This is a genomic window from Paenarthrobacter sp. 22069 (assembly GCF_052046035.1).
Lineage (GTDB): Bacteria > Actinomycetota > Actinomycetes > Actinomycetales > Micrococcaceae > Arthrobacter.
The window spans coordinates 98,152-123,845 of the sequence record NZ_JBQEQF010000010.1 but is presented as its reverse complement, the minus strand read 5'-3'; the positions used below and the strand labels follow the sequence as shown (position 1 = coordinate 123,845).

The 25,694-nt window shown below is 66.5% G+C and carries 27 protein-coding genes and 1 tRNA gene; 10 read left to right on the top strand and 18 right to left on the bottom strand.

The window, feature by feature from the left end; all coding sequences use genetic code 11:
- Position 1 precedes the first annotated feature (1 nt).
- From ureC to arfA, 7 genes are all read right to left on the bottom strand, one after another.
- Entirely contained in the window at positions 2-1,747 is a 1,746-nt protein-coding gene (ureC, locus tag ACTJK0_RS10290) for an urease subunit alpha (protein WP_440745074.1), read from the bottom strand.
- Positions 1,744-2,097, bottom strand: coding sequence for an urease subunit beta (locus tag ACTJK0_RS10285; RefSeq protein WP_110542397.1), 354 nt, complete (start codon positions 2,095-2,097; stop codon positions 1,744-1,746). Before ACTJK0_RS10285 ends, ureC begins: the two co-directional genes overlap by 4 nt.
- A gap of 11 nt (positions 2,098-2,108) precedes the next feature.
- Positions 2,109-2,411, bottom strand: coding sequence for an urease subunit gamma (locus tag ACTJK0_RS10280; protein ID WP_110542396.1), 303 nt, complete (start codon positions 2,409-2,411; stop codon positions 2,109-2,111).
- Between the two features lie 98 nt (positions 2,412-2,509).
- Entirely contained in the window at positions 2,510-3,064 is a 555-nt protein-coding gene (locus ACTJK0_RS10275) for a cysteine hydrolase family protein (RefSeq protein WP_440745073.1), read from the bottom strand.
- Positions 3,065-3,143: 79 nt separating this feature from the next.
- Positions 3,144-4,148 carry a LacI family DNA-binding transcriptional regulator gene (locus ACTJK0_RS10270; RefSeq protein ID WP_110542394.1) on the bottom strand — a complete coding sequence of 335 codons (1,005 nt, stop codon included), beginning with the start codon at positions 4,146-4,148 and terminating at the stop codon, positions 3,144-3,146.
- Complete coding sequence (locus ACTJK0_RS10265) at positions 4,148-4,735, bottom strand: HhH-GPD-type base excision DNA repair protein (RefSeq protein WP_440745072.1); 588 nt, start codon at positions 4,733-4,735, stop codon at positions 4,148-4,150. The genes ACTJK0_RS10270 and ACTJK0_RS10265 overlap by 1 nt, the downstream gene beginning before the upstream one ends.
- Before the next feature lie 58 nt (positions 4,736-4,793).
- Positions 4,794-6,320 (bottom strand): arabinosylfuranosidase ArfA, encoded by a 1,527-nt coding sequence (gene arfA / locus ACTJK0_RS10260; RefSeq protein ID WP_110542392.1) that lies wholly within the window; start codon positions 6,318-6,320, stop codon positions 4,794-4,796.
- Between the two features lie 306 nt (positions 6,321-6,626).
- On the opposite strand from arfA, the gene ACTJK0_RS10255 reads away from it, so the two are divergent.
- Together ACTJK0_RS10255 and ACTJK0_RS10250 are read left to right on the top strand one after the other, a co-directional pair.
- Positions 6,627-7,592: an ANTAR domain-containing protein gene (locus ACTJK0_RS10255; RefSeq protein ID WP_110542391.1), complete on the top strand. Its 966-nt coding sequence runs from the start codon at positions 6,627-6,629 to the stop codon at positions 7,590-7,592.
- Positions 7,593-7,668: 76 nt separating this feature from the next.
- Entirely contained in the window at positions 7,669-8,142 is a 474-nt protein-coding gene (locus ACTJK0_RS10250) for a hypothetical protein (RefSeq protein ID WP_440745071.1), read from the top strand.
- A 57-nt stretch (positions 8,143-8,199) separates the two neighbouring features.
- On the opposite strand, the gene ACTJK0_RS10245 is transcribed toward ACTJK0_RS10250, so the two are convergent.
- Both ACTJK0_RS10245 and ACTJK0_RS10240 read right to left on the bottom strand, forming a co-directional pair.
- Entirely contained in the window at positions 8,200-9,234 is a 1,035-nt protein-coding gene (locus ACTJK0_RS10245; protein ID WP_440745070.1) for a LacI family DNA-binding transcriptional regulator, read from the bottom strand.
- A gap of 124 nt (positions 9,235-9,358) precedes the next feature.
- Positions 9,359-9,431, bottom strand: a tRNA-Lys gene (locus tag ACTJK0_RS10240).
- A 245-nt stretch (positions 9,432-9,676) separates the two neighbouring features.
- Between ACTJK0_RS10240 and ACTJK0_RS10235 the strand changes: the two genes are divergently transcribed.
- The 4 genes from ACTJK0_RS10235 (at position 9,677) to ACTJK0_RS10220 (ending at position 12,891) form a co-directional block, all read left to right on the top strand.
- Entirely contained in the window at positions 9,677-10,336 is a 660-nt protein-coding gene (locus tag ACTJK0_RS10235; RefSeq protein ID WP_440745069.1) for a hypothetical protein, read from the top strand.
- Positions 10,337-10,649: 313 nt separating this feature from the next.
- Positions 10,650-11,267: a DUF47 domain-containing protein gene (locus tag ACTJK0_RS10230; RefSeq protein ID WP_440745104.1), complete on the top strand. Its 618-nt coding sequence runs from the start codon at positions 10,650-10,652 to the stop codon at positions 11,265-11,267.
- 1 nt (position 11,268) lies between these two features.
- Positions 11,269-12,279, top strand: coding sequence for an inorganic phosphate transporter (locus ACTJK0_RS10225; protein ID WP_110542387.1), 1,011 nt, complete (start codon positions 11,269-11,271; stop codon positions 12,277-12,279).
- A 204-nt stretch (positions 12,280-12,483) separates the two neighbouring features.
- Positions 12,484-12,891 carry a hypothetical protein gene (locus tag ACTJK0_RS10220; RefSeq protein ID WP_110542554.1) on the top strand — a complete coding sequence of 136 codons (408 nt, stop codon included), beginning with the start codon at positions 12,484-12,486 and terminating at the stop codon, positions 12,889-12,891.
- Between the two features lie 107 nt (positions 12,892-12,998).
- Here ACTJK0_RS10220 and ACTJK0_RS10215 read toward each other — a convergent pair whose 3' ends face one another.
- The 5 genes from ACTJK0_RS10215 to pstS all read right to left on the bottom strand — a co-directional run bounded on the left by ACTJK0_RS10215 (position 12,999) and on the right by pstS (position 17,612).
- A complete protein-coding gene (locus tag ACTJK0_RS10215) occupies positions 12,999-13,415 on the bottom strand; it encodes a hypothetical protein (RefSeq protein ID WP_440745068.1) in 417 nt (138 codons plus the stop codon).
- Between the two features lie 92 nt (positions 13,416-13,507).
- A complete protein-coding gene (pstB, locus tag ACTJK0_RS10210; protein WP_110542385.1) occupies positions 13,508-14,287 on the bottom strand; it encodes a phosphate ABC transporter ATP-binding protein PstB in 780 nt (259 codons plus the stop codon).
- A 55-nt stretch (positions 14,288-14,342) separates the two neighbouring features.
- Positions 14,343-15,455 (bottom strand): phosphate ABC transporter permease PstA, encoded by a 1,113-nt coding sequence (pstA, locus tag ACTJK0_RS10205; protein ID WP_110542384.1) that lies wholly within the window; start codon positions 15,453-15,455, stop codon positions 14,343-14,345.
- Positions 15,456-16,388, bottom strand: coding sequence for a phosphate ABC transporter permease subunit PstC (pstC, locus tag ACTJK0_RS10200; protein ID WP_440745067.1), 933 nt, complete (start codon positions 16,386-16,388; stop codon positions 15,456-15,458).
- 102 nt (positions 16,389-16,490) lie between these two features.
- Positions 16,491-17,612, bottom strand: a complete 1,122-nt coding sequence (pstS, locus tag ACTJK0_RS10195; protein ID WP_110542382.1) for a phosphate ABC transporter substrate-binding protein PstS — start codon at positions 17,610-17,612, stop codon at positions 16,491-16,493.
- A 251-nt stretch (positions 17,613-17,863) separates the two neighbouring features.
- Between pstS and ACTJK0_RS10190 the strand changes: the two genes are divergently transcribed.
- The 3 genes from ACTJK0_RS10190 (at position 17,864) to ACTJK0_RS10180 (ending at position 22,195) form a co-directional block, all read left to right on the top strand.
- Positions 17,864-18,991 carry an FUSC family protein gene (locus tag ACTJK0_RS10190; RefSeq protein ID WP_440745066.1) on the top strand — a complete coding sequence of 376 codons (1,128 nt, stop codon included), beginning with the start codon at positions 17,864-17,866 and terminating at the stop codon, positions 18,989-18,991.
- 29 nt (positions 18,992-19,020) lie between these two features.
- Positions 19,021-20,394, top strand: a complete 1,374-nt coding sequence (gene radA, locus ACTJK0_RS10185) for a DNA repair protein RadA (protein ID WP_110542380.1) — start codon at positions 19,021-19,023, stop codon at positions 20,392-20,394.
- A 145-nt stretch (positions 20,395-20,539) separates the two neighbouring features.
- The gene (locus ACTJK0_RS10180; protein ID WP_440745065.1) at positions 20,540-22,195 is read left to right on the top strand and encodes a sensor histidine kinase; all 1,656 of its coding nucleotides are present in this window, start codon (positions 20,540-20,542) and stop codon (positions 22,193-22,195) included.
- A 54-nt stretch (positions 22,196-22,249) separates the two neighbouring features.
- Here ACTJK0_RS10180 and ACTJK0_RS10175 read toward each other — a convergent pair whose 3' ends face one another.
- Positions 22,250-22,483: a hypothetical protein gene (locus tag ACTJK0_RS10175; protein WP_110542378.1), complete on the bottom strand. Its 234-nt coding sequence runs from the start codon at positions 22,481-22,483 to the stop codon at positions 22,250-22,252.
- Between the two features lie 125 nt (positions 22,484-22,608).
- Here ACTJK0_RS10175 and ACTJK0_RS10170 point away from each other — a divergent pair, with 125 nt between their 5' ends.
- Entirely contained in the window at positions 22,609-23,148 is a 540-nt protein-coding gene (locus ACTJK0_RS10170) for an NUDIX domain-containing protein (RefSeq protein ID WP_440745064.1), read from the top strand.
- On the opposite strand, the gene ACTJK0_RS10165 is transcribed toward ACTJK0_RS10170, so the two are convergent.
- The 3 genes from ACTJK0_RS10165 to ACTJK0_RS10155 are packed head-to-tail and all read right to left on the bottom strand — an operon-like array spanning position 23,145 to position 25,690.
- Positions 23,145-23,549, bottom strand: a complete 405-nt coding sequence (locus ACTJK0_RS10165) for a universal stress protein (protein ID WP_440745063.1) — start codon at positions 23,547-23,549, stop codon at positions 23,145-23,147. The two genes, ACTJK0_RS10170 and ACTJK0_RS10165, sit on opposite strands and share 4 nt — an antisense overlap.
- Positions 23,546-25,093 carry a tripartite tricarboxylate transporter permease gene (locus tag ACTJK0_RS10160; RefSeq protein WP_440745062.1) on the bottom strand — a complete coding sequence of 516 codons (1,548 nt, stop codon included), beginning with the start codon at positions 25,091-25,093 and terminating at the stop codon, positions 23,546-23,548. Before ACTJK0_RS10160 ends, ACTJK0_RS10165 begins: the two co-directional genes overlap by 4 nt.
- A 9-nt stretch (positions 25,094-25,102) precedes the next feature.
- Positions 25,103-25,690 carry a tripartite tricarboxylate transporter TctB family protein gene (locus ACTJK0_RS10155; protein WP_440745061.1) on the bottom strand — a complete coding sequence of 196 codons (588 nt, stop codon included), beginning with the start codon at positions 25,688-25,690 and terminating at the stop codon, positions 25,103-25,105.
- Between the last annotated feature and the right edge of the window lie 4 nt (positions 25,691-25,694).

Here is a 25,694-nt window from a genome sequence, read left to right as displayed (position 1 = left end):
ACTAGAAGAGGAAGTACCGCTGGGCCATGGGCAGCACGTCGGACGGTTCGCAGGTGACGTCCTCGCCGTCCACCGTGACCTGGTAGGTTTCGGGGTCCACTTGGATGTCGGGCGTGGCGTCGTTGTATTTGAGGTCGGCTTTGGTGAGGTTGCGGATTCCGGAGACGGGCCGGATGACCTTCTCCAGGCCCAGTTCGAGGGGCACGCCGGCGTCGATAGCTGCTTTGGACAGGAAGGTGATGGAGGACTGCTGCACCGCTTTGCCGAAGGTGGCGAACATGGGACGCATGGTGCGCGGCTGCGGGGTGGGGATGGACCCGTTGGAGTCGCCCATCAGGGCGTAGGCGATCTGGCCGCCCTTAAGCACCAGTTCCGGTTTGACGCCGAAGAATGCCGGGTCCCACAGCACCAGGTCCGCGAACTTGCCCACTTCCACCGACCCTACGGAGTCCGCGATGCCCTGCGCGATGGCGGGGTTGATGGTGTATTTGGCCACGTAGCGCTTGAGCCGGAAGTTGTCGCTGTCCCCGGACCCGTGGACACCGCCGTCGGAAGCTTCCAACACCCCGCGCTGCTTCTTCATCTTGTCCGCCACCTGCCAGGTGCGGGTGATAACTTCGCCTACCCGGCCCATGGCCTGGGAGTCGGAGGAGGTGATGGAGAAGATACCCAGGTCCTGCAGGACGTCCTCGGCGGCGATGGTTTCGGCGCGGATGCGTGAATCGGCGAAGGCCACGTCCTCGGGGATGTCCGGGTTGAGGTGGTGGCAGACCATCAGCATGTCCAGGTGCTCTTCGATGGTGTTTCGCGTGTACGGCAGCGTGGGGTTGGTGGAGGCGGGCAGGACGTTGGGCATGCCCGCGATCTTGATGATGTCCGGGGCGTGTCCGCCGCCGGCGCCTTCGGTGTGGAAGGTGTGGATGACCCGGCCGTTGATGGCGCGGATGGTGTCTTCCACGAACCCGCACTCGTTCAGGGTATCGGTGTGGATGGCCACCTGGACGTCGTACTCGTCAGCGACGCTCAGCGAGGTGTCGATGGAGGAGGTGGTGGCGCCCCAGTCCTCATGGACCTTCAGCCCGATGGCGCCGGCGCGGATCTGCTCGGCGAGGGGTTCGACGGCGGACGCGTGGCCTTTGCCGAACAGGCCGATGTTCATGGGGAACGCCTCGGCGGCCTGCAGCATCCGCTGGATGTGCCACTTCCCGGGGGTGACCGTGGTGGCTTTGGTGCCTTCGGCGGGGCCAGTCCCGCCGCCGATCATGGTAGTCACACCGCTGGCCAGGGCGGTGGGCACCTGGTCCGGGGAGATGAAGTGGATGTGGGTGTCGATTCCGCCGGCGGTGAGGATTTTCCGTTCCCCGGCGATGATTTCGGTGCTGGAACCAATGACGATGTCCACGCCGTCGGTGATCTGCGGGTTTCCGGCCTTGCCGATCTTGAAGATGTGGCCGTCCTTCAGCGCCACGTCCGCTTTGTAGATGCCGGTGTAGTCCAGGATCACGGCGTTGGTGATGACGGTGTCCGGAATGTCTTCATGCTGGCCGTCCCCGTCGCGGGTGGCCTGGCCGTTCTGGCCCATGCCGTCGCGGATCACTTTGCCGCCGCCGAAGACCACCTCCTCGCCGTAGACGGTGAGGTCCTTCTCGATTTCGAGGAAGAGTTCGGTGTCCGCCAGGCGGATTTTGTCCCCGGTGGTTGGTCCGTAAAGGTCGGCGTACTGCCGGCGCGGAATGTCGAAGCTCACTCGCCGTCCCCTTCCGTAAGAGGCCCGCTTTGGCGGGTGCCGCCGTCGAGCCTTCCATTGACCGCGTTGCTGAGCCCGTAGACCTCGCGGGTCCCGGCCAGTTCAATAAGCCGCACGCTGCGGGAGTCCCCCGGCTCAAACCGGGCCGCCGTTCCCGCGGGAATGTCCAGCCGGCGGCCGTAGGCGGCATCGCGGTCGAAGGCCAGGGCCGCGTTGGACTCGGCGAAGTGGAAATGCGACCCCACCTGCACCGGCCGGTCGCCGGTGTTGGTCACGGCCACCTCAATCGCGTCCCGCCCGGCATTTGCGGTCACGGGTTCCGGCCGGAGCACGTACTCCCCTGGGATCATTGCAGCGCTCCTTAGCGGATGGGGTTGTGGACGGTGACCAGCTTGGTGCCGTCGGGGAACGTGGCCTCGATCTGCACGTCGTGGATCATCTCGGGCACTCCCTCCATGACGTCCCCGCGCGTGAGCAGGGTGGTGCCGTAGCTCATGAGGTCGGCCACGGTCCGGCCGTCACGGGCCCCTTCGATCAGTTCATAACTGATGATGGCCACGGCCTCCGGGTAGTTGAGCTTGAGGCCCCGGGCCTGCCGCCGGCGGGCGAGGTCGGCGGCCACCACGATCAGGAGCTTCTCCTGCTCACGCGGCATCAGGTGCATGGGGTTCCCTTCGACGGTGCGGGGCGTGTGGACAGCGTAGGCCCGTCAGGTTTCCGCCACGTTTCCGGGCCATCAAGAAAGGCTGGATGCCGGTCCTGCTATGACTCACTCAACCGGGCCAGGATGTCATCACTGGACTGCACAGGCTGGCGGTAGGTGGCGGAAAGGATGCGGAGCATGTCGGCGGCGTCCTGGTCGGCTTCGGATGCCATGGCGTCTTTGGCATAGGTCACCCGGACGTTGTGTGCGAAGGCGTCCGCGGCGGTCTGGGCGATGCAGTTGTGCGTTGAGACGCCGGCCAGCACCACCTCACCGGCACCCCAGTTCCGGAGCCGGGCCAGCAGGTTGGTGCCCACGAAGGCGCTGTCCCGTGTCTTGTTGAGCTGGGGCAGGTCCCCGGTGATGAGGCCCGGCACCGATTCGGCCTGCCGGCTGCCGCGGAAGATGAATCCCTGGTCGTCGTCCAGCATGCTCAGGGTCCAGGTGGACTTGTCCCGCTCGTGCTCGGTACCCACCAGGAGCGCCTTGTGTCCGGCCGCCTGGAACCCCTCCAAGAGTCGGTTGCACTCACGGACCACCCGTTCCTGCTGGGCTGCCAGTTCCGGTGTCTCAAAGAATGCGTTCTGCATGTCGATGACCAGGAGGGAAATCATGGGGGCACCTTTCCGAATCGTGAACCGGTGCCATGGCTGTACCCGCCGGCGGCACGGGCAAAACCTGCATACGCAGAATCTAGGGTGCGGACTCCCGGATCCTCAACTCAAACCCGGCCTCCACGTGCACACCCTGTCCTGCGGTCTCGCGCCCGGCGATCCGGTCCAGCAGCAGGCCGATGGAGCGCTCGGCGATCTCCTCCATCCCGGGCGCGACGGTGGTCAGGGACGGCGACGCGAACCGGGCTTCGTCGATGTCATCGAACCCGGCGACGGCCACGTCCTCCGGGACCTTGACGCCGCGGATCAGCAGTTCGTGCAGGGCGCCAAGCGCCAGCACGTCATTGAGGCCAAAGACCGCGTCGAACTCCACGCCGGCAGCCAGGAGCCCGGCCACGGCGGCAGCCCCGGTGTCCCGGCGCCACTCCGCAGGCGCCACCAGGGCGGGGTCAAACGGGACGCCGGCGTCTTCGAGCGCCTTCCGGTACCCGTTCAGGCGCAGGCCCGCGCTTCCGGAGGATTCCCCGGGATTCGCCCCGATCACGGCAATACGACGGCGGCCGCCGGCCAGCAGGTGCGCCGTCAACGCCGCTGCGGCTTCCTCGTTTTTCATGGTGACCAGGTCGAAGCGCGGGTCCATGATGTGCTCACCGAGCATCACCAGGGGCTTGGTGCCGGCCCGTGCGGCGATGGACTCCGCATCCGCCACCAGCGGCGTGAACAGCAGGCCGTCGGTGAGCTGCCGGAAGGTTCCCTGCAGGGCGCCGAGTTCAACGCCCGGCTCGGCGTCGGACTGCTCCACCATTACCCGGTAGCCGTGGCGGGCGGCGGCCTTCATCAGCTTGGAGGCCAGCTCCGCGTAGTACGGCGCGGAGAGGTCGGACAGGACCAGGCCCAGCATGGAGGTCTTGCCGGACCGGAGGCTCCGGGCGGTCAGGTTTGCCTCATAGCCCAGTTCCGCGATGGCGTCCTGCACACGCTGCTTGGTGGCCGGCCGGATGAATTCGTAGTCGTTCAGGACGTTGGAGACGGTCTTGAGGGACACGCCTGCAGCCCTCGCGACGTCGTTCATGGTGACTGCCATTAACGTTCTTTTCCTGCTTTCGCCGCGGCCTTGGCCGCCTGCTTGCTGGCCCGTACCTTGGCCAGGGATTCCGGGTCCACAATGTCCGCCACGGACAGGTAGCTGCCTTCCTCACCGTAGTGGCCCGCAGCTTCGCGCCATCCGGGCGCGTCAAGGCCACGCTGCTTGCCCAGCAGTGCCAGGAAGATCCTGGCTTTCTGCTCCCCGAAGCCAGGCAGGGCCTTGAGCCTCCGCAGCACCTCGGCGCCGTCCGGCGAGCCCTTGGTCCAGATGGCGGCGGCATCGCCGTCCCACTCGTTCTCAACCGCCTCCGCGAGCGCCTGCACGCGGGCGGCCATGGACCCGGGGAAGCGGTGGACTGCAGGCCGTTCCTTGAACATCTCCACGAAGGCGGCGCGATTATGCGAGGCAATGGCGGCGGGATCCACCGAACCGATCCGGGTCCTGATTTTCTCCGGCCCGGCGAAGGCGGACTCCATGGTCACCTGCTGGTCCAGCAGCATGCCGGTCAGCAGGGCGAAGGCGTCCTCACTCAACAACTTGTCCGCGGCAGGGTCCCCTGTGATGTGCAGTTCCATGCCGTCCATCCTCCCACCTGCGGGCCGCCGTCGTCACAGGAACGGCGGCGGCCCCGCGCAGGGCCGTTCAGCCCTCCACAGCCAGCCGGATCATGGACCAGGAAACGGCGGGAAGCTCCGCTGTGAGCCGGCCGCCTTCAGCCTTCACCGTGCCGTTGTCCGAGGGCAGGACTGAGGTGGAATCATCGGCGCTGGCCTGCCAGTAGGGGTCTTTGTTGGCGTAGGTGACAGCCTCCACCACCCGCACGTTGCCCAGGCCGGCCACCGCGGCGTCCAGGGTGAGGGCTTCGGCGGCCGACCGGTTGACGGCGAACACCACGGCTTCAGCCTTGTCCGCATCAAACGTGGCAACGGCGGACAGCGCGGCGACGTCCGCCGTCTTGCCGCCGCTGACAAGCGGGGATTCGACGGCGAGCCGCAGCACGGTGCCGGAGGCATGCCGGGAGGTCAGGGCGAAGGGGTGGAAGGTGGTCTGCTTCCAGGCCCGGCCGCCGGGTTCGGTCATGATGGGCGCAATGACGTTGACCAGTTGGGCCAGGCTGGCCGAGTGGACGCGGTCCGTGTTCCGGAGCAGCGTGACCAGGAGGTCGCCCACCACCACGGCGTCCGCCACCGTGTAGGTGTCTTCAAGCAGGACGGGCGCCACCGGCCAGTCCTTGCCGGTGGGTACCCGGGACTCGTCCCGGCTCATGTGCCACACGTTCCACTCGTCGAAGGAGATGTTCACCTGTTTGGTGGATTTCTTCACGGACTTCACGTGGTCGATGTGGCTGACGATGTCGCGGATGAAGGCTTCCATCTTGTGCCCGGCGGCGAGGTGTTCCTGGAGGTCGCCGAAGTCTTCGAAGTACTGGTGCGCGGAGACAAGGTCCACGAGGTCGTAGGTCTCGGACAGCACCACCCGCTCCCACTCCCCAAAGGTTGGCATGGTGGGTCCCGAACTGCCGCAGGCCACGAGTTCCAGGTCAGGATCGATCATGCGCATGCCGCGGGCGGTGTCCGCGGCCAGCCGGCCGTACTCGAGGGCGTTCTTGTGCCCGATCTGCCAGGGGCCGTCCATTTCGTTGCCCAGGCACCACATTTTGATGCCGTAGCCGTCTTCGGCGCCGTTGGCGCGGCGCTGTTCCGAAAGGGCGGTGCCGCCGTCGATGTTGCAGTACTCCAGAAGGTCCAGCGCCTCCTGGGTGCCACGGGTGCCGAGGTTCACGGCCATCATGGGTTCCACCCCGGCCTTGGCCGACCATTTGGCGAATTCGTCCACGCCCACAGTGTTGGGGTCCGTGGAATGCCAGGCAAGGTCAAGGCGCACCGGTCGCCGGTCCACCGGGCCCACGCCGTCCTCCCAGCGGTAGCCGGAGACGAAGTTGCCGCCCGGGTAGCGGACCGTTGACACGCCCAGTTCCCGGGTCAGTTCCAGCACGTCCCGGCGAAAGCCGTCTTCGTCCGCGTCCGGGTGGTCCGGCTCAAAGATGCCGGTGTAGACGCACCGGCCCAGGTGCTCCACAAAAGCACCGAAGGTCCGGCGGCGGACGGGCCCGACGGTGAAGGAGGGGTCGATGGTGATTGTGGCGGCGGCGGGTTGTGGCAGGGTCACGAAGGCATCCTCGGTTCGATTTTTACAACGTTATAGAAAACATTCTTGAAGCCAGTGCCTGCAGAGTCAAGTGTTTTGTTTGCGGCGGCCTTAGCGGACTTTCACAGCGCTGTTAACGGGCCGAACGCATCCGACCTGCGGCAACATCCGCAGGGGCCCTTGGGACCGCGCGTCCAAGTACTACCTAATCGAAAAAACAGGTACCAGCTACGCGTTCACCTGGAGTTTGCCGGGATTTAAGTTTTTCTCAGAGACAAGGCCTGTTGGCTCTCGGTACTTGGCTCACTAGGGGGTGTGAGACTGGCAATGCGCGCACGACAGGTAGGCCCAGGCTTCCCGGTCCAAAGGATCCGGGTGATAGGCGGGGCCGGCGACGAGGAGTCCTTCGAGACCAAGGGCTCTCCCCCAGCCGTCGCCGGCCCTCTTGCACCCGCCGCAGGCCACAGGGTCCACGCGAAGCTGCACGCGGCAGGCAGCCACGGGCACGGCACACCCGGGAACCCGGCCCTCCTGCTGGACCTGGTCAATGGCACCCAGTCCCTAGCCGACTCATTGGACCTGCTGGCTGAGGCCTCGGCGGGGCATGTGGTAAGGACGGCAGGACTGGAGGTGGGGTGCGGGGTGGTGCTGCACCAGCCCAAGCGCAGCCCGGCCATCACCGGCACCAGCGAGGAAGTGGTCCGCCTGCTCGACTGGGAACAGGACGCGGCCGAAGGCCCGGTCACCGACGTCATGGCCGGCGGCCACCCCGTTGCAGTGCTCCAGAGGAACGGGGACTTCCGCTGGCAGCGTTACTCCAGCCAGCTGCAGTCCGCCGGCTATGGCAGTGCCCTGGCGGTGCGGCTCCGGCTGGAACCCGAAGCTCCTGGCGACACAACAGTTCCCCGGGAAGACGGACGTCCCGGCCGCAGTGAAGGAGGCCAGCCGGGAGCAGTGCTTGCCTTCTTCGCACCCGACGCAAAAGCCTTCCCGCTGCAGGTCATTGCCGAAGCACGCAGCTTTGCGGCTCTGGCAACCAAGAGCCTGCAGATGGCCGTCAACCTGCACGCGGCCCGCTCACTGGCCACGGACCTCCGCTCGGCCCTTGACAGCCGCACGTCCATCAATGTGGCCTGCGGCGTGATCATGGCGCAGAACAGGTGCTCCTACCAGGAAGCATTCTCCATCCTGGCCAAGGCTTCGAGCCACCGGAACATCAAGGTGCGCAAGGTGGCAGAGGACATCCTGGAACAGCTGCCGGAGGGCGCTCCGCAGGCGCACTTCGGCCATTAGCCTTCCCCGCCTGGTTCACCCCGCCCGGGATGGGTAGGAACCATCGAGGACCGGGCACGGCAGGAGGGGCGGAGTGATGGAAAGCATGCAGGCAGTCTCCCCGCGCGGCCATACCGGTGCCCCCACCTGGCTGGCAGGCCCCCTGGCCGCGGGCCTCGGACTGGCCGCACACCTTGGCGGCGGAGGCCAGTCGCCGGCAGCCCCTCTCGTGGTGGCGCTGGCGGCGCTTGTGGCTCTGGCCGCCGTGCTCCTGGGACACCTGGCGCCCGCACGGCTCCCCGGCTGGGCCATCCTGGTGGCGTCCGCCGTCGCGCAGCAGCTGCTGCACCTGGCGTTGGCCGCCTTCTCCACTGCCGGCGCCGTCCCGCTGCCGGACCACATGCACGGCGGACTCCCTGCGCCGGACGTACCGTCGTCGCCAACCGCCCCTGAGGCGCAGTCGCTGCACCTGATGCTTTACCTGCACGCGGCCGCGGCACTGCTGGCGGCCGCCGCCGTTGCCCAGTGGGGCCGGTTCAGGGGAAGGGCACGGGCCTCCCTCCGGACGTGAAGGTGCCCCGGCGAGGCTGACGCCGGCAGTGGGCAGGTCGGTGGCCAGCCAGGCTGGCTATGACAATGCGGGCGGCGGCGTGCCGGGGGCGGCGGTACTGGCGCGCAGGACCAGTTCGGGCGGGACCACGGTGGAGCTCACCGCGGCGCCGGACTCGATCTCCTTGAGCATGATGTCCATGCAGCGCCGGCCCAACTCCTCGAAGTCCTGGTGGACGGTGGTCAGCGGCGGCGTGAAGTACCCCGCTTCCGGCTGGTCATCGAAGCCCACTACGGAGACGTCATCGGGCACCTTGACCCCTGCTTCGGTGAACGCGCGCAGCAGACCCAGGGCCATCTGGTCATTGCCCACGAAAATGGACGTGGCCGTCAGGCCTGACGCCAGCCGGCGGCCGATGGCGTAGCCGCTGCCCGCGCTCCAGTCGCCCTCGACCAGGAGGGATTCGTCCAGGCCTGCCTCCCGGAGCGCGGCGCGCCACCCCTCCGCGCGTTCAGCGCCGTCCGTCCAGTCCGGCGGCCCGGCAACATGTCCGATCTTCCGGTGACCTTCCTTGATGAGGTGTTCGACGGCGAGCCGGGCGCCCGCGCGCTGGTCCACCATTGCCCCGCTGACCGAGGCGCTGCCGGTGGAGCCCACCGCCACGACGGGCACGGGAAGGTTCAACTGCTCGAGTACTTCGAGGGTGTCCGCATGCGGCACCAGGACGGCGATTCCATCCACGGCCTGGTCCATGAAATGGCCCACGGCATCGGAGATCGCCTCCCGGCTGACTTCCCGGAGGGCCGCGATGCTGACGAAGTACCCGGCGTTGCGGGCTGCCTGCTCAACCCCCAGCAGGGTGTTGGCCGGGCCGTACTGGGACAGTTCACTGGCCAGCACGCCGATGGTCTGCGAGCGGCGGGTGACCAGGCTCCGGGCCGCAGTGTTGCGCCGGTACCCCAGTTCGGCAATGGCCGCCTCGACTTTTTCGCGCGTCGCCTGGCTGACGTTGGGGTGGTTGTTTACCACGCGGGAGACGGTCTGGTGCGAGACACCGGCCACCTTGGCCACGTCTTCCAGGCGCGGCATCCGGCCCTTGCTGGTTTTCGGCATGTGCCTATTGTGCCTGCTGCCGTGTTCCCCGTGCCCTGTGGGACGGATGGGGTGATCCCGTGTCCCGGGGGTAATGGAAAGGTGTCCGCCCTGACTCCGGGCGGACACCGCGATTCCCTGTGGGTGGGCCCTGTGGGGCTCGAACCCACGACCCACGGATTAAAAGTCCGATGCTCTACCAACTGAGCTAAAGGCCCCTGCCGGCCAGTCGGACACGCTGTGTCCACCCGTCCGGCCCAATCCATTTCTGGACGTTAATACTCTAACCCATGCTTCCGGCGGCTTTGTCACATGTCCCGCGCCCCGGCGTCGTGCGTTCCTGCCCCTGGTCAAGGCGCTTTCCGCAGCCCTAAGACTCCTTTGCGGGGCTTCGAACCGTCCATCCCCGTGCGGCCCGGCAGATGCTCGATTTCCGCTGCGGCACAGGAGTAGCGTGGGGGGCATGAGCGAGCAAGCAGGAACCAGTCCTTACGGCGGCGCCAACCGGCACCACAAGCCCAAACCTTTCGCGCCGATGGACTTCGAACCCTTCGCCGGCGGGGCCGACCCCGCCCGGGTCTCGGAGGCCGCCCACCTTGCCGCCCAGGCCCTGGTCCGCCATGGCCGTGACAGCGACGATCCCGTGATCACCGAACGCCTGGTCAAGCTCGCCGACGAACAGGGACTGGACGCCATCGCCGAGATGTGGGCGGAAAGCCCTGCCCGTTCCCTCCCCGGCGCCCTGTGGCGGCTCTACGCACTCCGCGCGGCCACCGTCCAGGACCCCGAACGCATCTCCGTCTACTTCCGTGCGGGCAGGGACACCGCGCAGGTCTCCAACGTGGTGGCCGGCGCCGCCGAACCGCCGGGCGCCGATGAAATGCGCGCCATGGCCGATGCCATCCTCTCCGGCGCGTTCGACGGCGATTTCGACGTCGCACTGGAACGTTCCGCCGCATTCTGCCGTGTCGTGGCCCTGGGCCAGGCCACCCTTGCCGACGGCGCTGATCACGCCAACGAGGCACATGCCAGCAAACTGACCCGCAACTCCCATCAATTGGTGAAGACCGCCGAAGACCTGGAACACGCTGCGAACGCGTGGCGCCTGGGTGAGCTGGACTGATACCTTCCCGGTCCCCGGAGCGCGATTCGGGGACGACGCCGGCCGCCGCTGTCAAGATTGACTTGGGCCGGGTGAAGTAGAAGACTGAAACCGGTGCCGAGCCGCGAAACCCCCGGGCTTCAACAATTAGCCGCCTAGAGCGGCCTACCGCCGAGAGGCGTATCCGGTTCGGCACCATTTTTCTGCCCTCATCCGGGTGGCCAATTCAGGGCGTTCTGTGACTGGCCGGTAGAGTAGGCAGGTGTTGCGCGCCGGCGTCAAGTCACACGGCCGCGACCCCCGCCTTGATGAGTCCCCGGAGACCGGTAAATACGTGAAGCTGCGCCTTTTTCCCCAGGAGCCCGCAGGGCTGAACCTGCTCTCGCAGATGGCACAACAGATCGTGCTGGCCACCGCCACCCTGGCCGAGATCCTTGGCGTACCCGCGGACGGCCACGCCAAGCTCGTGGAGGACATGCACAACATCGAGGCGAAGTCCGCCGAGCTGCATTTTGCCCTGCTGACGCATATGCGGACCAGTTTTGTGAACCCCCTTCCCCGGGAGGACATGTACGCACTGTCCCGGTACCTCAACGAGGCCATGGAAAAGATGGACGCCGCCGCGGAACTGGTGGCGCTCTACAAGCTGGACCGCCTGCCCAAGCGCGCCGCGGACCAGCTGGAGATCATCAGCCGGCAGGCCGACCTGACGGTGGACGCCATGCGCAGGCTGAACAACCTTGACGACCTCGAGGACTACTGGATCGAGATCCTCCGCCTGGCCAAGCGGGCCGAGCGGACGCACCGCGTCTGGGTGGCGGACATGATCGCGGATATGAAGTGGGCCCAGTACTCCCGCAACCGGGACATCGCCAACCAGTTGGTGGAGGTCACCAAGGATATGCGGCGGGTGGCCACCCAGGTAGGCAGCATCATCGTCAAGGAGTCCTGAGGTGGCGGCAGCCATCTTCACCGCGGTGGTCCTGCTGGCTGCGGGATTCGCGTTCCTCAACGGCTTCCGCGATGCGTCCACTTCGGTTGCCCTTGCCGTGCGCAACAGGGCCCTCACCCCTAGCGTGGGCGTGCTCCTGGCCGCGTTCTTCAACTTTGTGGGCGCCCTGCTGAGCGCCTCGCTCGCGGTCGCCGCCAGCCAGAGCTGGATCAACCTCCCGCACGGTACGGACGGCCTCAACATCCTCGTTGCCGGGCTGGCCAGCGCCTGCGCCTGGGGCCTGCTGATGTGGCGCCGCGGCATCCCCGCCTCATCCACCCACGCCCTCGTGGGCGGCCTGGCCGGCGCGGGCCTGGCAAGCCTGGCCATCGGAGGACCGGGCGTCGCCGGGGTGGACCAGTCACTCCTGTTCCAGGTGGTGCTGCCCCTGGTGCTGTCCCCGCTCGTGGCCTACAGCGGTTCCTTCCTCCTGGTGTATCCCGCCACGTGGGTGGCCCGCTATACCCAGCCCAACGTCGTGAACCAGCGGTTCCGCCGCGGCCAGGCCGTGGCCGCAGGGGCAGTCGCCTTCGGCCACGGGCTGCAGGACGGACAGCGCGTCAGCGCCGTCCTGCTGCTGGCCCTCCTGGCCGCAGGCTATTCCGACGGCGGGATCCCCACCTGGGTGGCGGCGCTCTCCGCCGTGATGATGACGGCCGGCACGCTTCTTGGCGGCTGGCGGATTTCGCACACCATCGGCTACAAGATCACCCGGATCGACCCCCTGCGCGGGTCCGTGGCCCAGACCTTCAGCGCACTGATGCTTTTTGTGGGCGCCATCGCCCTGCACTGGCCGCTCTCCACCACCCACACGGTGACCGCCGGTGCGCTGGGGGCGGGGGAAAACCAGCACTTTTCCGTGACCAACAGGAAACTGGTCATCAGGATCCTGTGGTTCTGGGCCCTGACTCCCCTGGCAACCTGCGCCCTCGCCTTCGTGCTGGCGCTGGCGTTGTCCCCCATACCTGGCTAAACGGCAGCTGCTGGCCCTGCCGTCCAGCGGCCAACCCTGCAGAGCCCAGCCCTGTACAGCTCCCGTGGCAGTGACGTAGATTCAAAGTGCGCCTCCGGCCACTGATGCCGGGGACGGGCCGTCCCAGCCGGGTGCAGGGCCGTGGACGGGCGCCGCTGCAGCAACACGGCGGCCCGGATGCACAACGCGGAAAAGCCAGGCATCATGTCTCTCCCGTATTCCCGCGGCCCACTGCCCCAGCCCCGGCAGCTCCAGTGCGAGGCCTGCGGAACCGAAACGCAACTGACGATTCACGCCATTACGGCCATTGGTGCCGCCGGCGGGGATCTGGTGACGGTCTCCTACACCTGCAACGACTGCAGCCTGTTCCAGGAACACACCGCCTACGCCACCGACGTCGCCGCTGCCCTGAGCCAGGTCCGCTGGATGGCCAAGGTGGTCCTCTTCGGGGACGACTACATCCATTGCGGTTACCCCATGGAGGAAGCGGAATTCGAGGTGGAACGGCTCTGCTACCGCAGCAGCAACACGGGCAGCGGCCTCAATGCCGTGTCCCTGCCCACCAGGGTCCTGCGCTGCCATTGCGGGTTCCAGCTGGAAGTCCCGGAGTAGCCACGCCGCGGTGGGCTGAGCGGCCGCAGCAACCGGGGCCGGCACGAAATCCGCCGGGGCACGGAGCCGGTCCGCGTGGAACGGGGGCTGGTTAAAGCCGGGGCCGGCTAGAGCTGGGGAACCGCGGGACCCGCCGGGCCGGCTGCCAGGACGTCTGCCAACTCTTGCGCAGTGAGGTTCGCAGCCGCGCACAGCTCATCCTGTGCCACTCCAGCCGCGGAGGCCTTGCGGACCGCCTGACGCAGCGACTCCAGGGCGTTGTCCAGTTCCCACTGCACGCTTTCGAGGTGCGAACTGGTCCGCCAGACCTCCGAGAGCACGTCGCCCTCATCCTCCGCTCCGGCAACGGCCAGCGCAATGTGGGGTTCAAGCTCCGGGGCCAGTGGACCGGCGGCAAGTGGACCCGCCAGGCCTGCAGCGGCGGCAAATGTCGACGCCGAAGCAGCATCGGGCTGCGCCTGTGCGGTCCCAAACAAGGAAACAGTAAGCTGGGGGCGCACGCCGCCGTTGGCCGTTTGCGTCATTGCCGAACTCCTTTAGCTGGCTTACTACTAGAAATCAAAGTATCTAGGCTAGCGTACTAAATGGGATTGGTTGGCAGCGAACGGACAGCTGCTTATCCAAAACGGCCTGAGACGTAGTCCTCGGTGGCCTTCTGGACAGGGTTGCTGAAGATCGTGTGCGTGTTGCCGTACTCGATCAGTTTGCCCGGCTTGCCGGTGCCCGCGATGTTGAAGAACGCGGTCCTGTCGGACACGCGTGCAGCCTGCTGCATGTTGTGGGTGACGATCACCACCGTGTACTGGTCCTTGAGCTCATTGATCAGGTCCTCGATGGCGAGGGTGGAAATGGGGTCCAGGGCGGAGCAGGGCTCGTCCATGAGGATCACCTGCGGCTCCACGGCAATGGCGCGGGCGATGCAGAGACGCTGTTGCTGGCCGCCGGAGAGGCCGGAGCCCGGCTTCTCCAGCCGGTCCTTGACCTCGTTCCACAGGTTGGCACCCTTCAGCGAGCGCTCCACCAGGACGTCTGCCTCGCCCTTGGAGATTTTCTTGTTGTTCAGCTTGACCCCGGCCAGCACGTTGTCGCGGATGGACATCGTGGGGAACGGGTTGGGGCGCTGGAACACCATGCCGATCTGCGAGCGGACCGTCACCGGGTCCACGCCGGCACCGTAGAGGTTGTCACCGTCCAGCAGGACCTCACCCTCCACCCTGGCCCCGGGGATTACCTCGTGCATGCGGTTCAGGGTGCGGAGGAAGGTGGACTTTCCGCAGCCGGACGGGCCAATGAACGCGGTGACGGACTTGGCCTCGATGTTGATGCTGACGTCCTCTACGGCGAGGAAATCGCCGTAGTACACGTTCAGGTCCTTGACGTCGATGCGCTTAGACATGGTGTTCCTTCAGTTACTGGATAGAAATTGAGTCTAGGGCCGGAGCGGGAAGCGCTCAGCGGCCTGTTTTGGGGGCGAAGATCCGTGCGACCAGGCGTGCCACCAGGTTCAGGACCATGACCAGGATGATCAGCACCAGCGCCGCTCCCCAGGCCCGCTGTGAAGACGGGTCCGGGTTTGAGGGCGAGGTGGGGTTGAGGATCTGGGTGTAGATGAACGTGGGCAGCGAGGCCATCCAACCACCGAACACGTTGGAGTTGATGCTGGTGGCAAAACCGGCGGTGACCAGGATGGGCGCCGTCTCACCGATGACCCGGGCGATGGCAAGGGTGACGCCGGATGCGATGCCGGAAATCGCCGTCGGAATAACCACCTTGAGAATGGTGCGCCACTTGCGGACGCCCAGGGCGTAAGCCGCTTCGCGGAGTTCATTGGGCACGATCTTCAGCATTTCCTCGCTGGAGCGCACCACCACGGGAATCATCAGCACCGACAACGCGACGGCGGCCACGGCGCCGGTTTTTGTGCCCGGCCCCACCACAACGAAGAAGAACGCGGCAGCGAACAGGCCGGCCACGATGGAGGGAATACCCGTCATGACGTCAACGAAGAACGTGATGGCCTTCGACAGGCGGCCGCCCTGGCCGTACTCCACCAGGTAGATGGCGGTCAGCAGTCCCACCGGAACGGAGATGACCGTGGCCAACAGGGTGATCTGCACGGTGCCCAGGAGGGCGTGGTAGATACCGCCCCGCACGGCTGCACCGGTTTCCACGGCCTTGTTGTCAAAGGCGCCGGTGACGCCGTTCATGGAAGTTGTGAGGAATCCGGGCGTGATAAGTCCCGGGATGCCGTTGACCAGCACGGTCCAGATCACTGAGACCAAGGGAAGCAGCGCCACGAGGAATGAGCCGACCACCAGGCAGGTGGCCAGCTTGTCCTTGGCCTTGCGGGAGCCCTCCACCACAGCGCTCCAGGACACCAGGCCAGTGGCGAACAGCAGCGCGGAGACCACACCCCAGCCGAAGGCGTTGAAACCAATCAGGGCCAGGATGGCGGCGCCGACCACCAGGGCGGCGCCCAGCACGGCATAGGGTGCGTACTTGGGCAGCTGACCCTTCGTGAGCGCCGACCGCTTGCTGCGGACGGGGGTGAGCGTGGAGGTCATTTAGTTGGCTCCCGAGAATTCTTTGTGCCGGGTGATGACCCAGCGGGCGATCATGTTCACGGCCAGGGTGATGAAGAACAGCACCAGGCCGGCGGCGATCAGGGTGCTGACCTTGAGGCCGCTGGCTTCCGGGAAGTTCAGGGCAATCTCGGCCGCGATGGTCTGGTTTCCGGATTGGATCAGGCTGGCGGTGAGGGCGCCGGAGGAGAGCACCAGGGCAACGGCCATGGTCTCGCCCAGGGCGCGGCCCAGGCCCAGCATGATGGCACTGATGATGCCGGGACGGCCGAAGGGCAGTACTGCCATCTTGATCATTTCCCAGCGCGTTGCGCCCAGCGCCAGCGCCGCCTCCTCATGCAGCTTGGGGGTCTGCAGGAAGATTTCGCGGGACAGTGACGTGATGATCGGCAGGACCATGACCGCCAGGACGATGCCCGCCGTGAGGATGGTCTTGCCGGTGCTGGAGGCCGGGCCCTGGAAGATGGGGAGCCAGCCCATGTTTGCCGCGAGCCAGCCATAGGCCGGGGCGATTTCCTTGGCCAGGAAGGCAGCACCCCAGGCGCCATAGACCACGGACGGAATGGCGGCGAGGAGATCCACCACGTAGCCCAGCCCGGAAGCAAGCCGGCGGGGTGCGAAGTGCGAGATGAACAGTGCCACGCCGATGGCGATGGGCGTGGCGATCACCAGCGCGATGACGGCGGCGATCAGTGTGCCGATCACGATGGGCCAGATGTAGGCGAAGAAGCCCTGGCCGCCCTGGATCTTGTCGGCGGGTGCGGTCAGGGCGGGAACTGCCTGGACCACCAGGAAGAGCGCGACGCCGAAGAGGACGGCGAGGATCAGGCAGCCGGCCGCCAGCGTGGCGCCGGAAAAGACTTTGTCGCCGGCGCGTCCGGCGCCCTGGGTACTGGTCAGGGTGGTGGCGGTCATTCGACGGCCCTTCGGTTCGTTGCTTGATGGAGGAAGCGGATGCAATGCCAAGTTCCCCGCGCTGCCTTCCGGCAGGCGGGGAACCCGGTTTTGCAGCGTTTGCTAGGACTTGACCTTGATCGAGTCGATGGCCTTGACGGCCTTGGCTGCCAGGTCCGAGGACAGCGGAGCAGACTTGGCCGAGTCTGCAGCAGCCTTCTGGCCCTCGTCGGAGACTACGTAGTGCTCGAAGGCCTTGACCAGGTCAACGGTCTCCTGCTTGTCGTACGTGGTGCACAGGACGTGGAAGGACACCAGGACGATGGGGTACGCCCCTGCGATGGTGGTGGTGCGGTCCAGCTTGATGGACAGGTCGTTGGCGGCGCGGCCTTCAACGGGCTTGCCGGCATCCACTGCCTTGGCGGCAGCATCCGCGGAGATCTTGGTGAACGAATCACCCACCTTGATCTGGGCAACACCCAGCTTGCCGCTCACTGCGGAGTCGTCAGCGTAGGTCACGGCACCCGGGGTGTCGGTGACAGTCTTGACGACGCCGGAGGTGCCCTTGGCATTTTCGCCCTGCAGGCTGGCAGGCCAGATACCTGCAGCCTTGTCAGTCCAGACACTGGGAGCTGCGGCAGCCAGGTAATCGGTGAAGTTCTGGGTGGTGCCCGAATCGTCGGAGCGGTTCACCGGGGTGACCTTCAGGTCGGGCAGCGAAACGCCTGCGTTCAGGGCGGCGATGGCGGGGTCGTTCCACTTGGCGATCTGGCCGCGGAAGATCTTTGCGACCGTGGTGGCGTCCAGCTTGAGGTCCGTCACGCCGGGAACGTTGAAGGCCACGGCGATCGGGGAAATGTAGACCGGGACGTTGATGGCGCCGTCGGGCCCGCAAACGGACTTGGAGGAGGCGTACTCATCGTCCTTCAGGTACGCGTCCGAGCCGGCGAACTGGGCCGAGCCGTCGAGGATGGCCTTGCGGCCTGCGCCGGAGCCGTCCGGGGAGTACTGCACGGTGGCACCCGAGTTGGCGGAGGCGAAGTTGGTCTTCCACGCGTCCATGGCGGCGCCCTGGGCGGAAGAGCCGATGCCGGTCAGCGTGCCGGTGACCTTGGGGCCGGCGGCGGACTGGTTGCCGGCAGGAGCGGTGCCCGTGGCGTTGTCTGAACCGCAGGCGCTGAGCGCGAGTGCGCCGACTGCGATGACAGCGATAGCCGCGTGGCGGCCGAAGCGGAGTGCCTTCACTTAGATGTACCCCTTCCAGGGTTATTCAGGTGCGGGACAGGGCCGGAGAACCCTGCTGCGCGATGCGTACGGTGTGTACCTTCCAGTAAGTTATGGGCCGCAGGTAACGGGATGGGCTGTCCAAAGTGAACGGAGGATGAACGACGGCGGGATATTGGCTGACATATGCCGGGTCACCATTGCGCGGATCACAGGTGCGGCCGTAGTGGCCTGTCCCGAACGCCCTGCCTCCACTGAATAGACTTGAACCCATGGCATTCGAAGCAGGACTCTCGGCAACCAGGCGGTTCCTGCGCAGCCGCGTCCGGACCGGTCTGATCCGGAGCCGCAACTCGTTCGTCCCCGCCATCCAGATGACCGTCTGCGCCGTGGGTGCCTACGCCTTCGCGGAATATGTCCTGGGCCATTCCGGCCCGCTGTTCGCCGCCACCTCGTCGCTGATTGCGCTCGGGTTTTCCCGTGAGCCGCGGCTGCGGCGGGTGATGGAGGTCGGCCTTGGCTGCACCATCGGCATTGCCGTGGGTGACCTGCTCCTGCACTGGCTGGGCGGCGACATCTGGGTGGCCGCCGTCGTGCTTCTCTTTTCCATCCTGCTGGCCCGCTTCCTGGACAGCGGGAACATCTTCACCACGCAGCTTGCCCTGCAGTCGCTGCTGGTGGTGCTGTTGCCGGCACCGTCCGGCGGCCCGTTCACCAGGAGCATCGATGCGGTGGTGGGCGGCATGTGCGCCCTGCTGGTGACCATCCTGGTGCCCAAGGATCCGCGCCGGGAGCCGCGCCGGGACGTCCAGAAACTGCTGCACGAGCTGGCCGAGGTGCTGCGCGAATGCGCGGGTGCCCTGGTCAACAGCGACTCCACGCAGGCATGGCATGCGCTCATCCGGGGCAGGAACTGCCAGCCCCTGGTGGATGCCATGCGCCAGTCCCTCCGCGCCTCCGGCGAAGTGGCCACGCTGGCGCCTGCCTACCGCAGGCACCGCGACGAGCTTGACCGGCTGAAGCAGTCGCTGGACTTCATCGACCTGGCGCTGAGGAACAGCCGCGTCTTCGCGCGGCGTCTGACCAGCGCCATCAACCACACTGCGTTGTCGGACGAGGCCACGGACAGCATCGCCGAGGTGCTTCAGGAGACCGCTGCCGCCATTGACGAACTGTCGCTGGGGCTCGCGGAAACGCACGACGGCGTCCGGCGCGCCCACCTGCGCACGGCCCGCCGGGACCTCAATGAGATTGCGCTACGGCTGCATCCAAAGCTGCTGCAGGTGCAGCGGCTGGAGGGTGAAACGGTGGTCATGCTGTTCCGGCCGCTGATGGTGGACCTGCTCGAGGCCACCGGCATGGACGCCGCCGAGGCACGGGATGTTCTGCCGACGCTGTAGTGTCGGTGCCCGCCACTAGGGTTGGACGCATGGCAACAAAGACTTCCCGCGCTTCCAAGGCGCCCGCGTACAAATGCGCCGAATGCGGCTGGACCACCGTTAAGTGGGTGGGCCGCTGCGGCGAGTGCCAGGCGTGGGGCACCGTTGAGGAAACGGGCACGGCGGTGGCGCGGACCACGGCCGCTACAACAGTGGTTGAACCGGCGCGGCGGATCGCGGACGTTGACGCCACCACTGCCGCGTTCCTCCCCACCGGAGTGGACGAACTGGACCGGGTGCTGGGCGGCGGGCTAATTCCCGGCGCCGTCATCCTGCTGGCGGGCGAGCCAGGCGTGGGCAAGTCCACGCTGCTGCTGGACGTCGCCGCGAAGTTCGCCCGGACCGCCCAGGACGTCCTCTACGTCACCGGCGAGGAGTCCGCCGCGCAGGTGAAACTTCGTGCTGAGCGGATCGACGCCGTCGCCGAATCCCTGTACCTGTCCGCGGAAACGGACCTGGGCCAGGCGCTGGGCCAGGTGGAGAAGATCGAGCCACGGCTGCTGATCGTTGACTCGGTCCAGACCCTCAGCAGCGCGGATGTGGACGGCAGCGCCGGTGGTGTGTCCCAGGTGCGCGAAGTGGCGGCCTCAATCATCGCCGCCGCCAAGCGGCGCAACATGACAACCCTGCTGGTGGGCCACGTGACCAAGGACGGTTCCATCGCCGGGCCGCGCCTGCTGGAGCATCTGGTGGACGTGGTGTGCCAGTTCGAGGGTGAGCGGCATTCGAGGCTGCGAATGCTCCGGGCCGTGAAGAACCGGTACGGCCCCACCGATGACGTGGGCTGCTTCGACCTCAACGAGAACGGCATCGAAGGCCTGGCCGATCCCAGCGGCCTGTTCGTCAGCCGCACCAAGGACCCGGTCTCGGGCACCTGCATCACCGTCACCATGGAAGGGCGGCGCCCCCTGCTGGCGGAAGTGCAGTCACTGCTCGCCGAAAGCCCCAACTCACAACCGCGCCGCGCTACCAGCGGCCTGGACAGTTCCCGCGTTTCCATGCTGCTGGCCGTTCTGCAGCAGCGCGCCGGGACACTGCTCCACAAGGACGATTCCTACGTCGCCACCGTCGGCGGGGTGAAACTCAGCGAACCGGCAACAGACCTCGCGGTGGCCCTCGCCGTGGCGTCGGCGAAAGCCCGCAAGCCCCTGCCAATCCGGCTGATCGCGTTCGGCGAGGTGGGCCTGGCAGGCGAGGTCCGGCCGGTGCCGGGCATCAACCAGCGCATCCAGGAGGCCCACCGCCTGGGATTCACCCACGCGGTGGTCCCTGCCAGCCACACCGGCCCGGGTCCTGTCCCCGCAGGATTTTCCGTCCGCGAAGTTGAGCACCTCACGGAAGCGCTGAGCCTGCTGATCGGTTAGGACGCTGGTGGCCAGTAGACATCCACCGTGACAAAGGGCCCGTCGCGGGTACTGTGTTTGCAGAGCCTTCCTGCAGCGGGAGGCCTGCTCAAATTCGGCACTGGGGGCCAATTTGGTAATTCGGGAACATTTTGGCAGGGGCCACGTGTCAGGCCAGACGCGCCTTCCGATGGCAGCTACGGTCGTGCCCGACCGGCTGGACGGGTTGTACGGCGGATTGGGGAGCCGCATGCGGGTTGTGGTCAGCCAGCTTCCCCTGACTATCACCGTCGGGCTGGTGGTTGCCGCTGCCGCCGTCTTCAGCCCGGATGCGTTTGGTGACAGCCTGTTCGCTCTGGCCCTGCTGGCCCATCTGGCCCTCTTCCTCATCTGCCTGGCAGTGCCGTGGAACCGGGTGCCGGAACATGCATTTGTCGTCATTCCGGTGCTGGACTGCCTCGCCGTTGGGTTCACCCGGGAAGCCGGCGGCCCGGCCTTCAATGTCCTGAGCCTCATGATGGTGTTTCCCGTGGTCTGGCTGGCGGCTCAACGCGCCCCGTACATGCCCGTCCTGGCCATACTCGCAGCCGTGCTCGGCACTCTTGTTCCGCCCTTCACCATCGGCGGCCCGCCCACCGGCGCTTCAATGATCCGCACCATCTTCCTGCCCCTTGTCATGTCGGCTATCGCTGTTACTGCCCACGTGGTATCCGGGACCCTGCAGGGGCAGCGGATCAAGCTGGTGGAAAACGAGCACGACCTGGCCAGCGCCCTGGATGAAAGCGTCCGCCGGCAGGGCCTTCTGGATGCCGTGCTGAAAGCGGTCGGAGTCGGTGTTTGGGTGGTGGACCGGCGCGGCAGGACGGTGCTGACCAACAGGGCCATGCAGGCCGAGGCCGCGTTGGCCGGGCTCACCAATCCGGGCCCCGGGCGTGGCCACCTCCTGGCAGCAGACCGTGCCACCCGGGTCCCGGCCGTCATGTCCCCGCCGGTACGCGCGGCCAACGGGGAGGCGTTCACCGACGAGCTGTACTGGGCGGGCCCCGAAGGCGGCCAGCGCGCCTACTCCGTGAGCTCGCATGGCTTCCCGGCCGCTGGCGGGCAGGAAGCCGGGGCGGTCATTACATTTGTGGACGTGACCTCGCTGATCGGGGCCCTCGCGGCGAAAGACAACTTCGTTGGCACCGTGTCGCACGAACTCAGGACACCGCTCACGTCCATTCTTGGTTACCTGGAACTAGCCATGGACGAGCCTGGACATGAGGATATCCGGGAGGAACTCCTCGTGGTCCGCCGGAACGCCGAACACCTGTTGAACCTGGTCAACGACCTCATTGCAGTGGCGTCCGAGCGCGTGGAACTGTCCCCGGAAGACACGGACCTCGCCCGGATTGTCACCGAGGCGGTGGACTCGGTGTTGCCCAAGGCGGCCGGCGCGGGGCTTGAACTGAAGCTGGACGTGGAGCGGCCGCTTCCCGCCCGGCTTGACCCGGCAAGGATCAGCCAGGTCATCCGGAACCTGCTGTCGAACGCCATCAAATTCTCGCCCCATGGCGGCCGTATCACTGCCACCGCCCACAGTACGGAAGCCGGATTGGTCTGTTCCATCAGCGACACGGGGATGGGCATGAGCTGGGAGGAACAAGAACAGGCCTTCACCAAGTTCTTCCGGTCGGCCCGCTCCCGTGAAACGGCTATCCCCGGCGCTGGACTGGGACTTCCGGTCAGCAAGACGATCGTGGAAGGCCACGGCGGTTCCATCAGCCTGGACAGCGAACCCGGCCGGGGCACGACGGCAACCTTCGTCCTCCCCCATCCGTAAATGATGGCGGCAAAGGCCGGATTCAGCCGCGGGACGCTACCGGGGCGCCTGGGGTCAGCCCCCTGCCAACCACCGCGAAACGTCGCTGCGCAGCACCAGAAGCGGGCCGCCAGTGGCGTTCACATTACCGTTTGCCACGTAATAGCCGCGGCCTGAACCCGCTCCCCCGGCGGCGCGGTCCAGGGCGTCCACCAAGTGCCGCGGGAGGTGGCCCTGCGGGCCAAGGCCGCGCAGCTCGTCGACTTCTTCCGGCGTCAGCCGTCCCAAAACCTCAGCAATGTTGGCCATGAGTGGTCCCATCCCTCTCGAGCAGAGTGCCTGAGGGAATAACCTAGAACAGCGCCGTGAACTCCACGTTAACGGCGGACTGCAATTTGACGATGGCCTGCAAGCGGACCACCGCGGGAGGATCAATGCCCATTCGAAGCGCCGGCATCCTGCTGTACCGCCGGGATCCGGATGCCGCTTCCGGCACCGCCGCCCGTGACGGGCTGCAGGTCTGGATAGCGCACATGGGCGGCCCCTTCTGGGCCCGCAAGGACCAGCACGCCTGGTCTATCCCCAAGGGCGAATACGCCGATGGCGAGGACCCCCTGGCGGCTGCGCTGCGGGAATTCGCCGAGGAGATGGGGACGCCTGCCCCTGAGGCCGGCTACCGGCTGCTTGGCGAATTCCGGCAACCCTCCGGAAAAGTCATTGCGGTTTTCACGGCAGACGCGGACTTCGCACCGGAGGAGATCAGCAGCAACACCTTTCCGCTTGAATGGCCCAAGGGTTCAGGCCGGATCCAGCACTATCCCGAAATCGACGACGCGCGGTGGTTCCCCAGGCAGGAGGCCCGCCTCAAACTCGTCAAGGGGCAACTGCCCATCCTCGATGCGCTGGACAGGCTTGTTGCCGGGGACGGGTTTGGGGCGGGGTCCGGCTTTGGAGCTGAGGACGGGGAGGCCTAGGAGCGGGCAGCCCCGGCCTTGACCGCCAGTACAGGCCGGTCCGCCTGCATGAGGATCTGCTGCGCGTGGCTGCCGAGGATGAACTTGCCCACCTGGGTCCGGTGACGGAGGCCGATCACGATCAGTGAGGCGTCCACCTCCCGCGCCACATCCAGGAACTCGTCAGCGAGGTCGTGCTCGTAAGGCGGCTGGATGACGGTGGCCGTGACGCCGGCGTCGGCGGCCTGCTTCGCGGCCTGCGCGAGGACATCCTCGGGCGCCACCGACTTGTCCACCGGCGCACCTTGCCGGGCCGAGTTCACGATATATAGGTCCTTCTGCCGGAGCTGTGCTTCGGCAATTCCCGCGGCGAGGGCTGCCTCGCCGGCCGGGGTGGGAACGAACCCTACAATGATGCTCATACCTTCTCCTTGATGTTCTGGTTGGTGCTGTTCCCGGCAGCGGCGGCTGCCGCCGTCGTGCCTTTACGCCTGGCCAGCATGCTCCTGATGCCCGGCAGCACAGCCACGAGGACAAAGACCGCCAGCAGTGTTGCCGAGATGGGGCGGGTGAAGAACCCTGCAGGGTCGCCGCCGAAGACCAGCAGCGAGCGCCGCAGCGAACTCTCCAGCAGCTCGCCGAGGACGAACGCCAGGACCAGCGGCCCCGGCTCGAAGCCGAACTTCTTCATCAGGTAGCCCAGCACGCCGAAGAACACCACCAGCGTGACGTCGAACATGCTGTTGTTGATGGTGCAGGCACCCAGCAGCGTGATCAGGGCGGTGATCGGTGCGAGGATGGCCGCGCGGACCCGGAGGATCCGGACGAAGATGCCCACCAGGGGCAGGCTCATGATCAGCAGCAGGATGTTGCCGATGTACATGGAGTTGACCACGCCCCAGAAGAGGTCGGGGTTCTGCTCCACCAACTGCGGGCCGGGTGTTACGCCCTGGATCAGCAGCGCCCCGAACATCAGTGCCATGGTGGCGTTGGCCGGAATGCCGAGGGTCAGCAGCGGAATGAAGGATGACGTCGCCGCCGCGTTGTTCGCTGTTTCCGGCCCGGCCACGCCCTCCGGAGCTCCCTTGCCGAAGCGCTCCGGCTGCTTGGCCCGCTTCTTTTCCATTGCGTAGGAGGCCATGGACGCGATGGTGGCACCGCCGCCGGGCAGGATGCCCAGGAAGAAGCCGAGAACGGATCCGCGGGTGATGGCGCCGGAGGCATGCTTTAGATCGGACCGGGAGGGCCAGACGTTGGAGACTTTCGACGGCGCCTTGGCGGCGCGGTGCCGCTCCTCCAGGTTGTAGAGGATCTCGCCCAGGCCGAAGAGCCCCATGGCGATGGGCACGAAGTCGATGCCGTCGGCCAGCTGCAGGCTGCCGAACGTGAAACGGCTTTCACCGGTGAAGACGTCGCGTCCCACGGTTGCGAGCAGGAGTCCGACGGCGGCCGCGATGAGTGCCTTGGCCTTGGAACCTCCGCTGATGGTCGCCACCAGCAGGATGCCCAGCATGGCCAGGGCGGAGTATTCGGCCGGTCCGAAGTCGAGGGCAAAGCCGGCCACCACGGGGGCCAGAAAGGTCAGGCCAATGATTGCTGCGGTTCCGCCTATGAAGGAGCCGATGGCTGCCAGGCCGAGGGCGGTCCCCGCCTTGCCCTGCCTGGCCATCTGGTACCCGTCAAAGACGGTGACCACCGACGATGCCTCACCGGGCAGCCGCAGCAGTACGGAGGTGATGGTGCCGCCGTACTGGGCACCGTAGAAGATGCCGGCCAGCATGATGATCGCCGTGACGGGTTCCACGCTGTAGGTCAGGGGCAGCAGGATGGCGATGGTGGCTGCGGGTCCAAGCCCGGGCAGCACGCCGATCAGCATGCCGATCACGACGCCGATCAGGCAGTACAGCAGGTTCATCGGTTCCAGGACGACCGAAAAACCGTTGATCACAGGATTGAGGAAATCCACGGTGGTCTCCTAGAAGAGGTGGGGGATGGAGGTGCCGAGCGCCAGGACAAAGATCCCGTAAAACGCGGCGACGACGATTGCGCTGACCAGGAGGGCCGAGCGCCAGGTTTCGCTGCCCAGGAATTTCATCCAGACGATGCACAGGAGGAGGGACGGGATCTCGAAACCGATCACGGGCATCAGTGCCACCATGGCGGCAAGCGTGGCCAGGCCGATAAATGGGGAGAGCGACATCCGGGTGAATTTCTCCGCATCCCGGTTATGCCGGCCCCATACCAGCTGGAAGATGGCCAGGGCCACCATGACGCAGCTGGTCAGGAAGGGCCACAGCCCGGGCTCGGGCTTTTCCGGAGTGCCCAGGCCCATGGCAACTGACAATGTGAGGGCACCGATCCCGATGGCAAGTACCACCAGGGAGGAGGCGGCGTTGGCCATCGGTCCGGCAGCCGGAGGCTTTTCCTCCTCCCACTGCGCGGCGAGCTCTTCGGGGGTCAGGGCTTCCGGAAGTTCTTCGTCCGGGCCGGGCAATGCGTCCCCATCCTGATGCCGGGTTGTGCTCCCGTTCCTTCCGGCAGCGACTGCTGGAGTAGTCTCCATGGCC

Bases quoted from the DNA above. Each gene is read 5' to 3' on its own strand.
- ACTJK0_RS10285 (WP_110542397.1), bottom strand. From the start codon at position 2,097: ATGATCCCAGGGGAGTACGTGCTCCGGCCGGAACCCGTGACCGCAAAT.
- ACTJK0_RS10280 (WP_110542396.1), bottom strand. From the start codon at position 2,411: ATGCACCTGATGCCGCGTGAGCAGGAGAAGCTCCTGATCGTGGTGGCC.
- ACTJK0_RS10275 (WP_440745073.1), bottom strand. From the start codon at position 3,064: ATGATTTCCCTCCTGGTCATCGACATGCAGAACGCATTCTTTGAGACA.
- ACTJK0_RS10270 (WP_110542394.1), bottom strand. From the start codon at position 4,148: ATGGCAGTCACCATGAACGACGTCGCGAGGGCTGCAGGCGTGTCCCTC.
- ACTJK0_RS10265 (WP_440745072.1), bottom strand. From the start codon at position 4,735: ATGGACGGCATGGAACTGCACATCACAGGGGACCCTGCCGCGGACAAG.
- ACTJK0_RS10255 (WP_110542391.1), top strand. From the start codon at position 6,627: ATGCGCGCACGACAGGTAGGCCCAGGCTTCCCGGTCCAAAGGATCCGG.
- ACTJK0_RS10250 (WP_440745071.1), top strand. From the start codon at position 7,669: ATGGAAAGCATGCAGGCAGTCTCCCCGCGCGGCCATACCGGTGCCCCC.
- ACTJK0_RS10245 (WP_440745070.1), bottom strand. From the start codon at position 9,234: ATGCCGAAAACCAGCAAGGGCCGGATGCCGCGCCTGGAAGACGTGGCC.
- ACTJK0_RS10235 (WP_440745069.1), top strand. From the start codon at position 9,677: ATGAGCGAGCAAGCAGGAACCAGTCCTTACGGCGGCGCCAACCGGCAC.
- ACTJK0_RS10220 (WP_110542554.1), top strand. From the start codon at position 12,484: ATGTCTCTCCCGTATTCCCGCGGCCCACTGCCCCAGCCCCGGCAGCTC.
- ACTJK0_RS10215 (WP_440745068.1), bottom strand. From the start codon at position 13,415: ATGACGCAAACGGCCAACGGCGGCGTGCGCCCCCAGCTTACTGTTTCC.
- pstB (WP_110542385.1), bottom strand. From the start codon at position 14,287: ATGTCTAAGCGCATCGACGTCAAGGACCTGAACGTGTACTACGGCGAT.
- pstA (WP_110542384.1), bottom strand. From the start codon at position 15,455: ATGACCTCCACGCTCACCCCCGTCCGCAGCAAGCGGTCGGCGCTCACG.
- pstC (WP_440745067.1), bottom strand. From the start codon at position 16,388: ATGACCGCCACCACCCTGACCAGTACCCAGGGCGCCGGACGCGCCGGC.
- ACTJK0_RS10190 (WP_440745066.1), top strand. From the start codon at position 17,864: ATGGCATTCGAAGCAGGACTCTCGGCAACCAGGCGGTTCCTGCGCAGC.
- radA (WP_110542380.1), top strand. From the start codon at position 19,021: ATGGCAACAAAGACTTCCCGCGCTTCCAAGGCGCCCGCGTACAAATGC.
- ACTJK0_RS10175 (WP_110542378.1), bottom strand. From the start codon at position 22,483: ATGGCCAACATTGCTGAGGTTTTGGGACGGCTGACGCCGGAAGAAGTC.
- ACTJK0_RS10170 (WP_440745064.1), top strand. From the start codon at position 22,609: ATGCCCATTCGAAGCGCCGGCATCCTGCTGTACCGCCGGGATCCGGAT.
- ACTJK0_RS10165 (WP_440745063.1), bottom strand. From the start codon at position 23,549: ATGAGCATCATTGTAGGGTTCGTTCCCACCCCGGCCGGCGAGGCAGCC.
- ACTJK0_RS10155 (WP_440745061.1), bottom strand. From the start codon at position 25,690: ATGGAGACTACTCCAGCAGTCGCTGCCGGAAGGAACGGGAGCACAACC.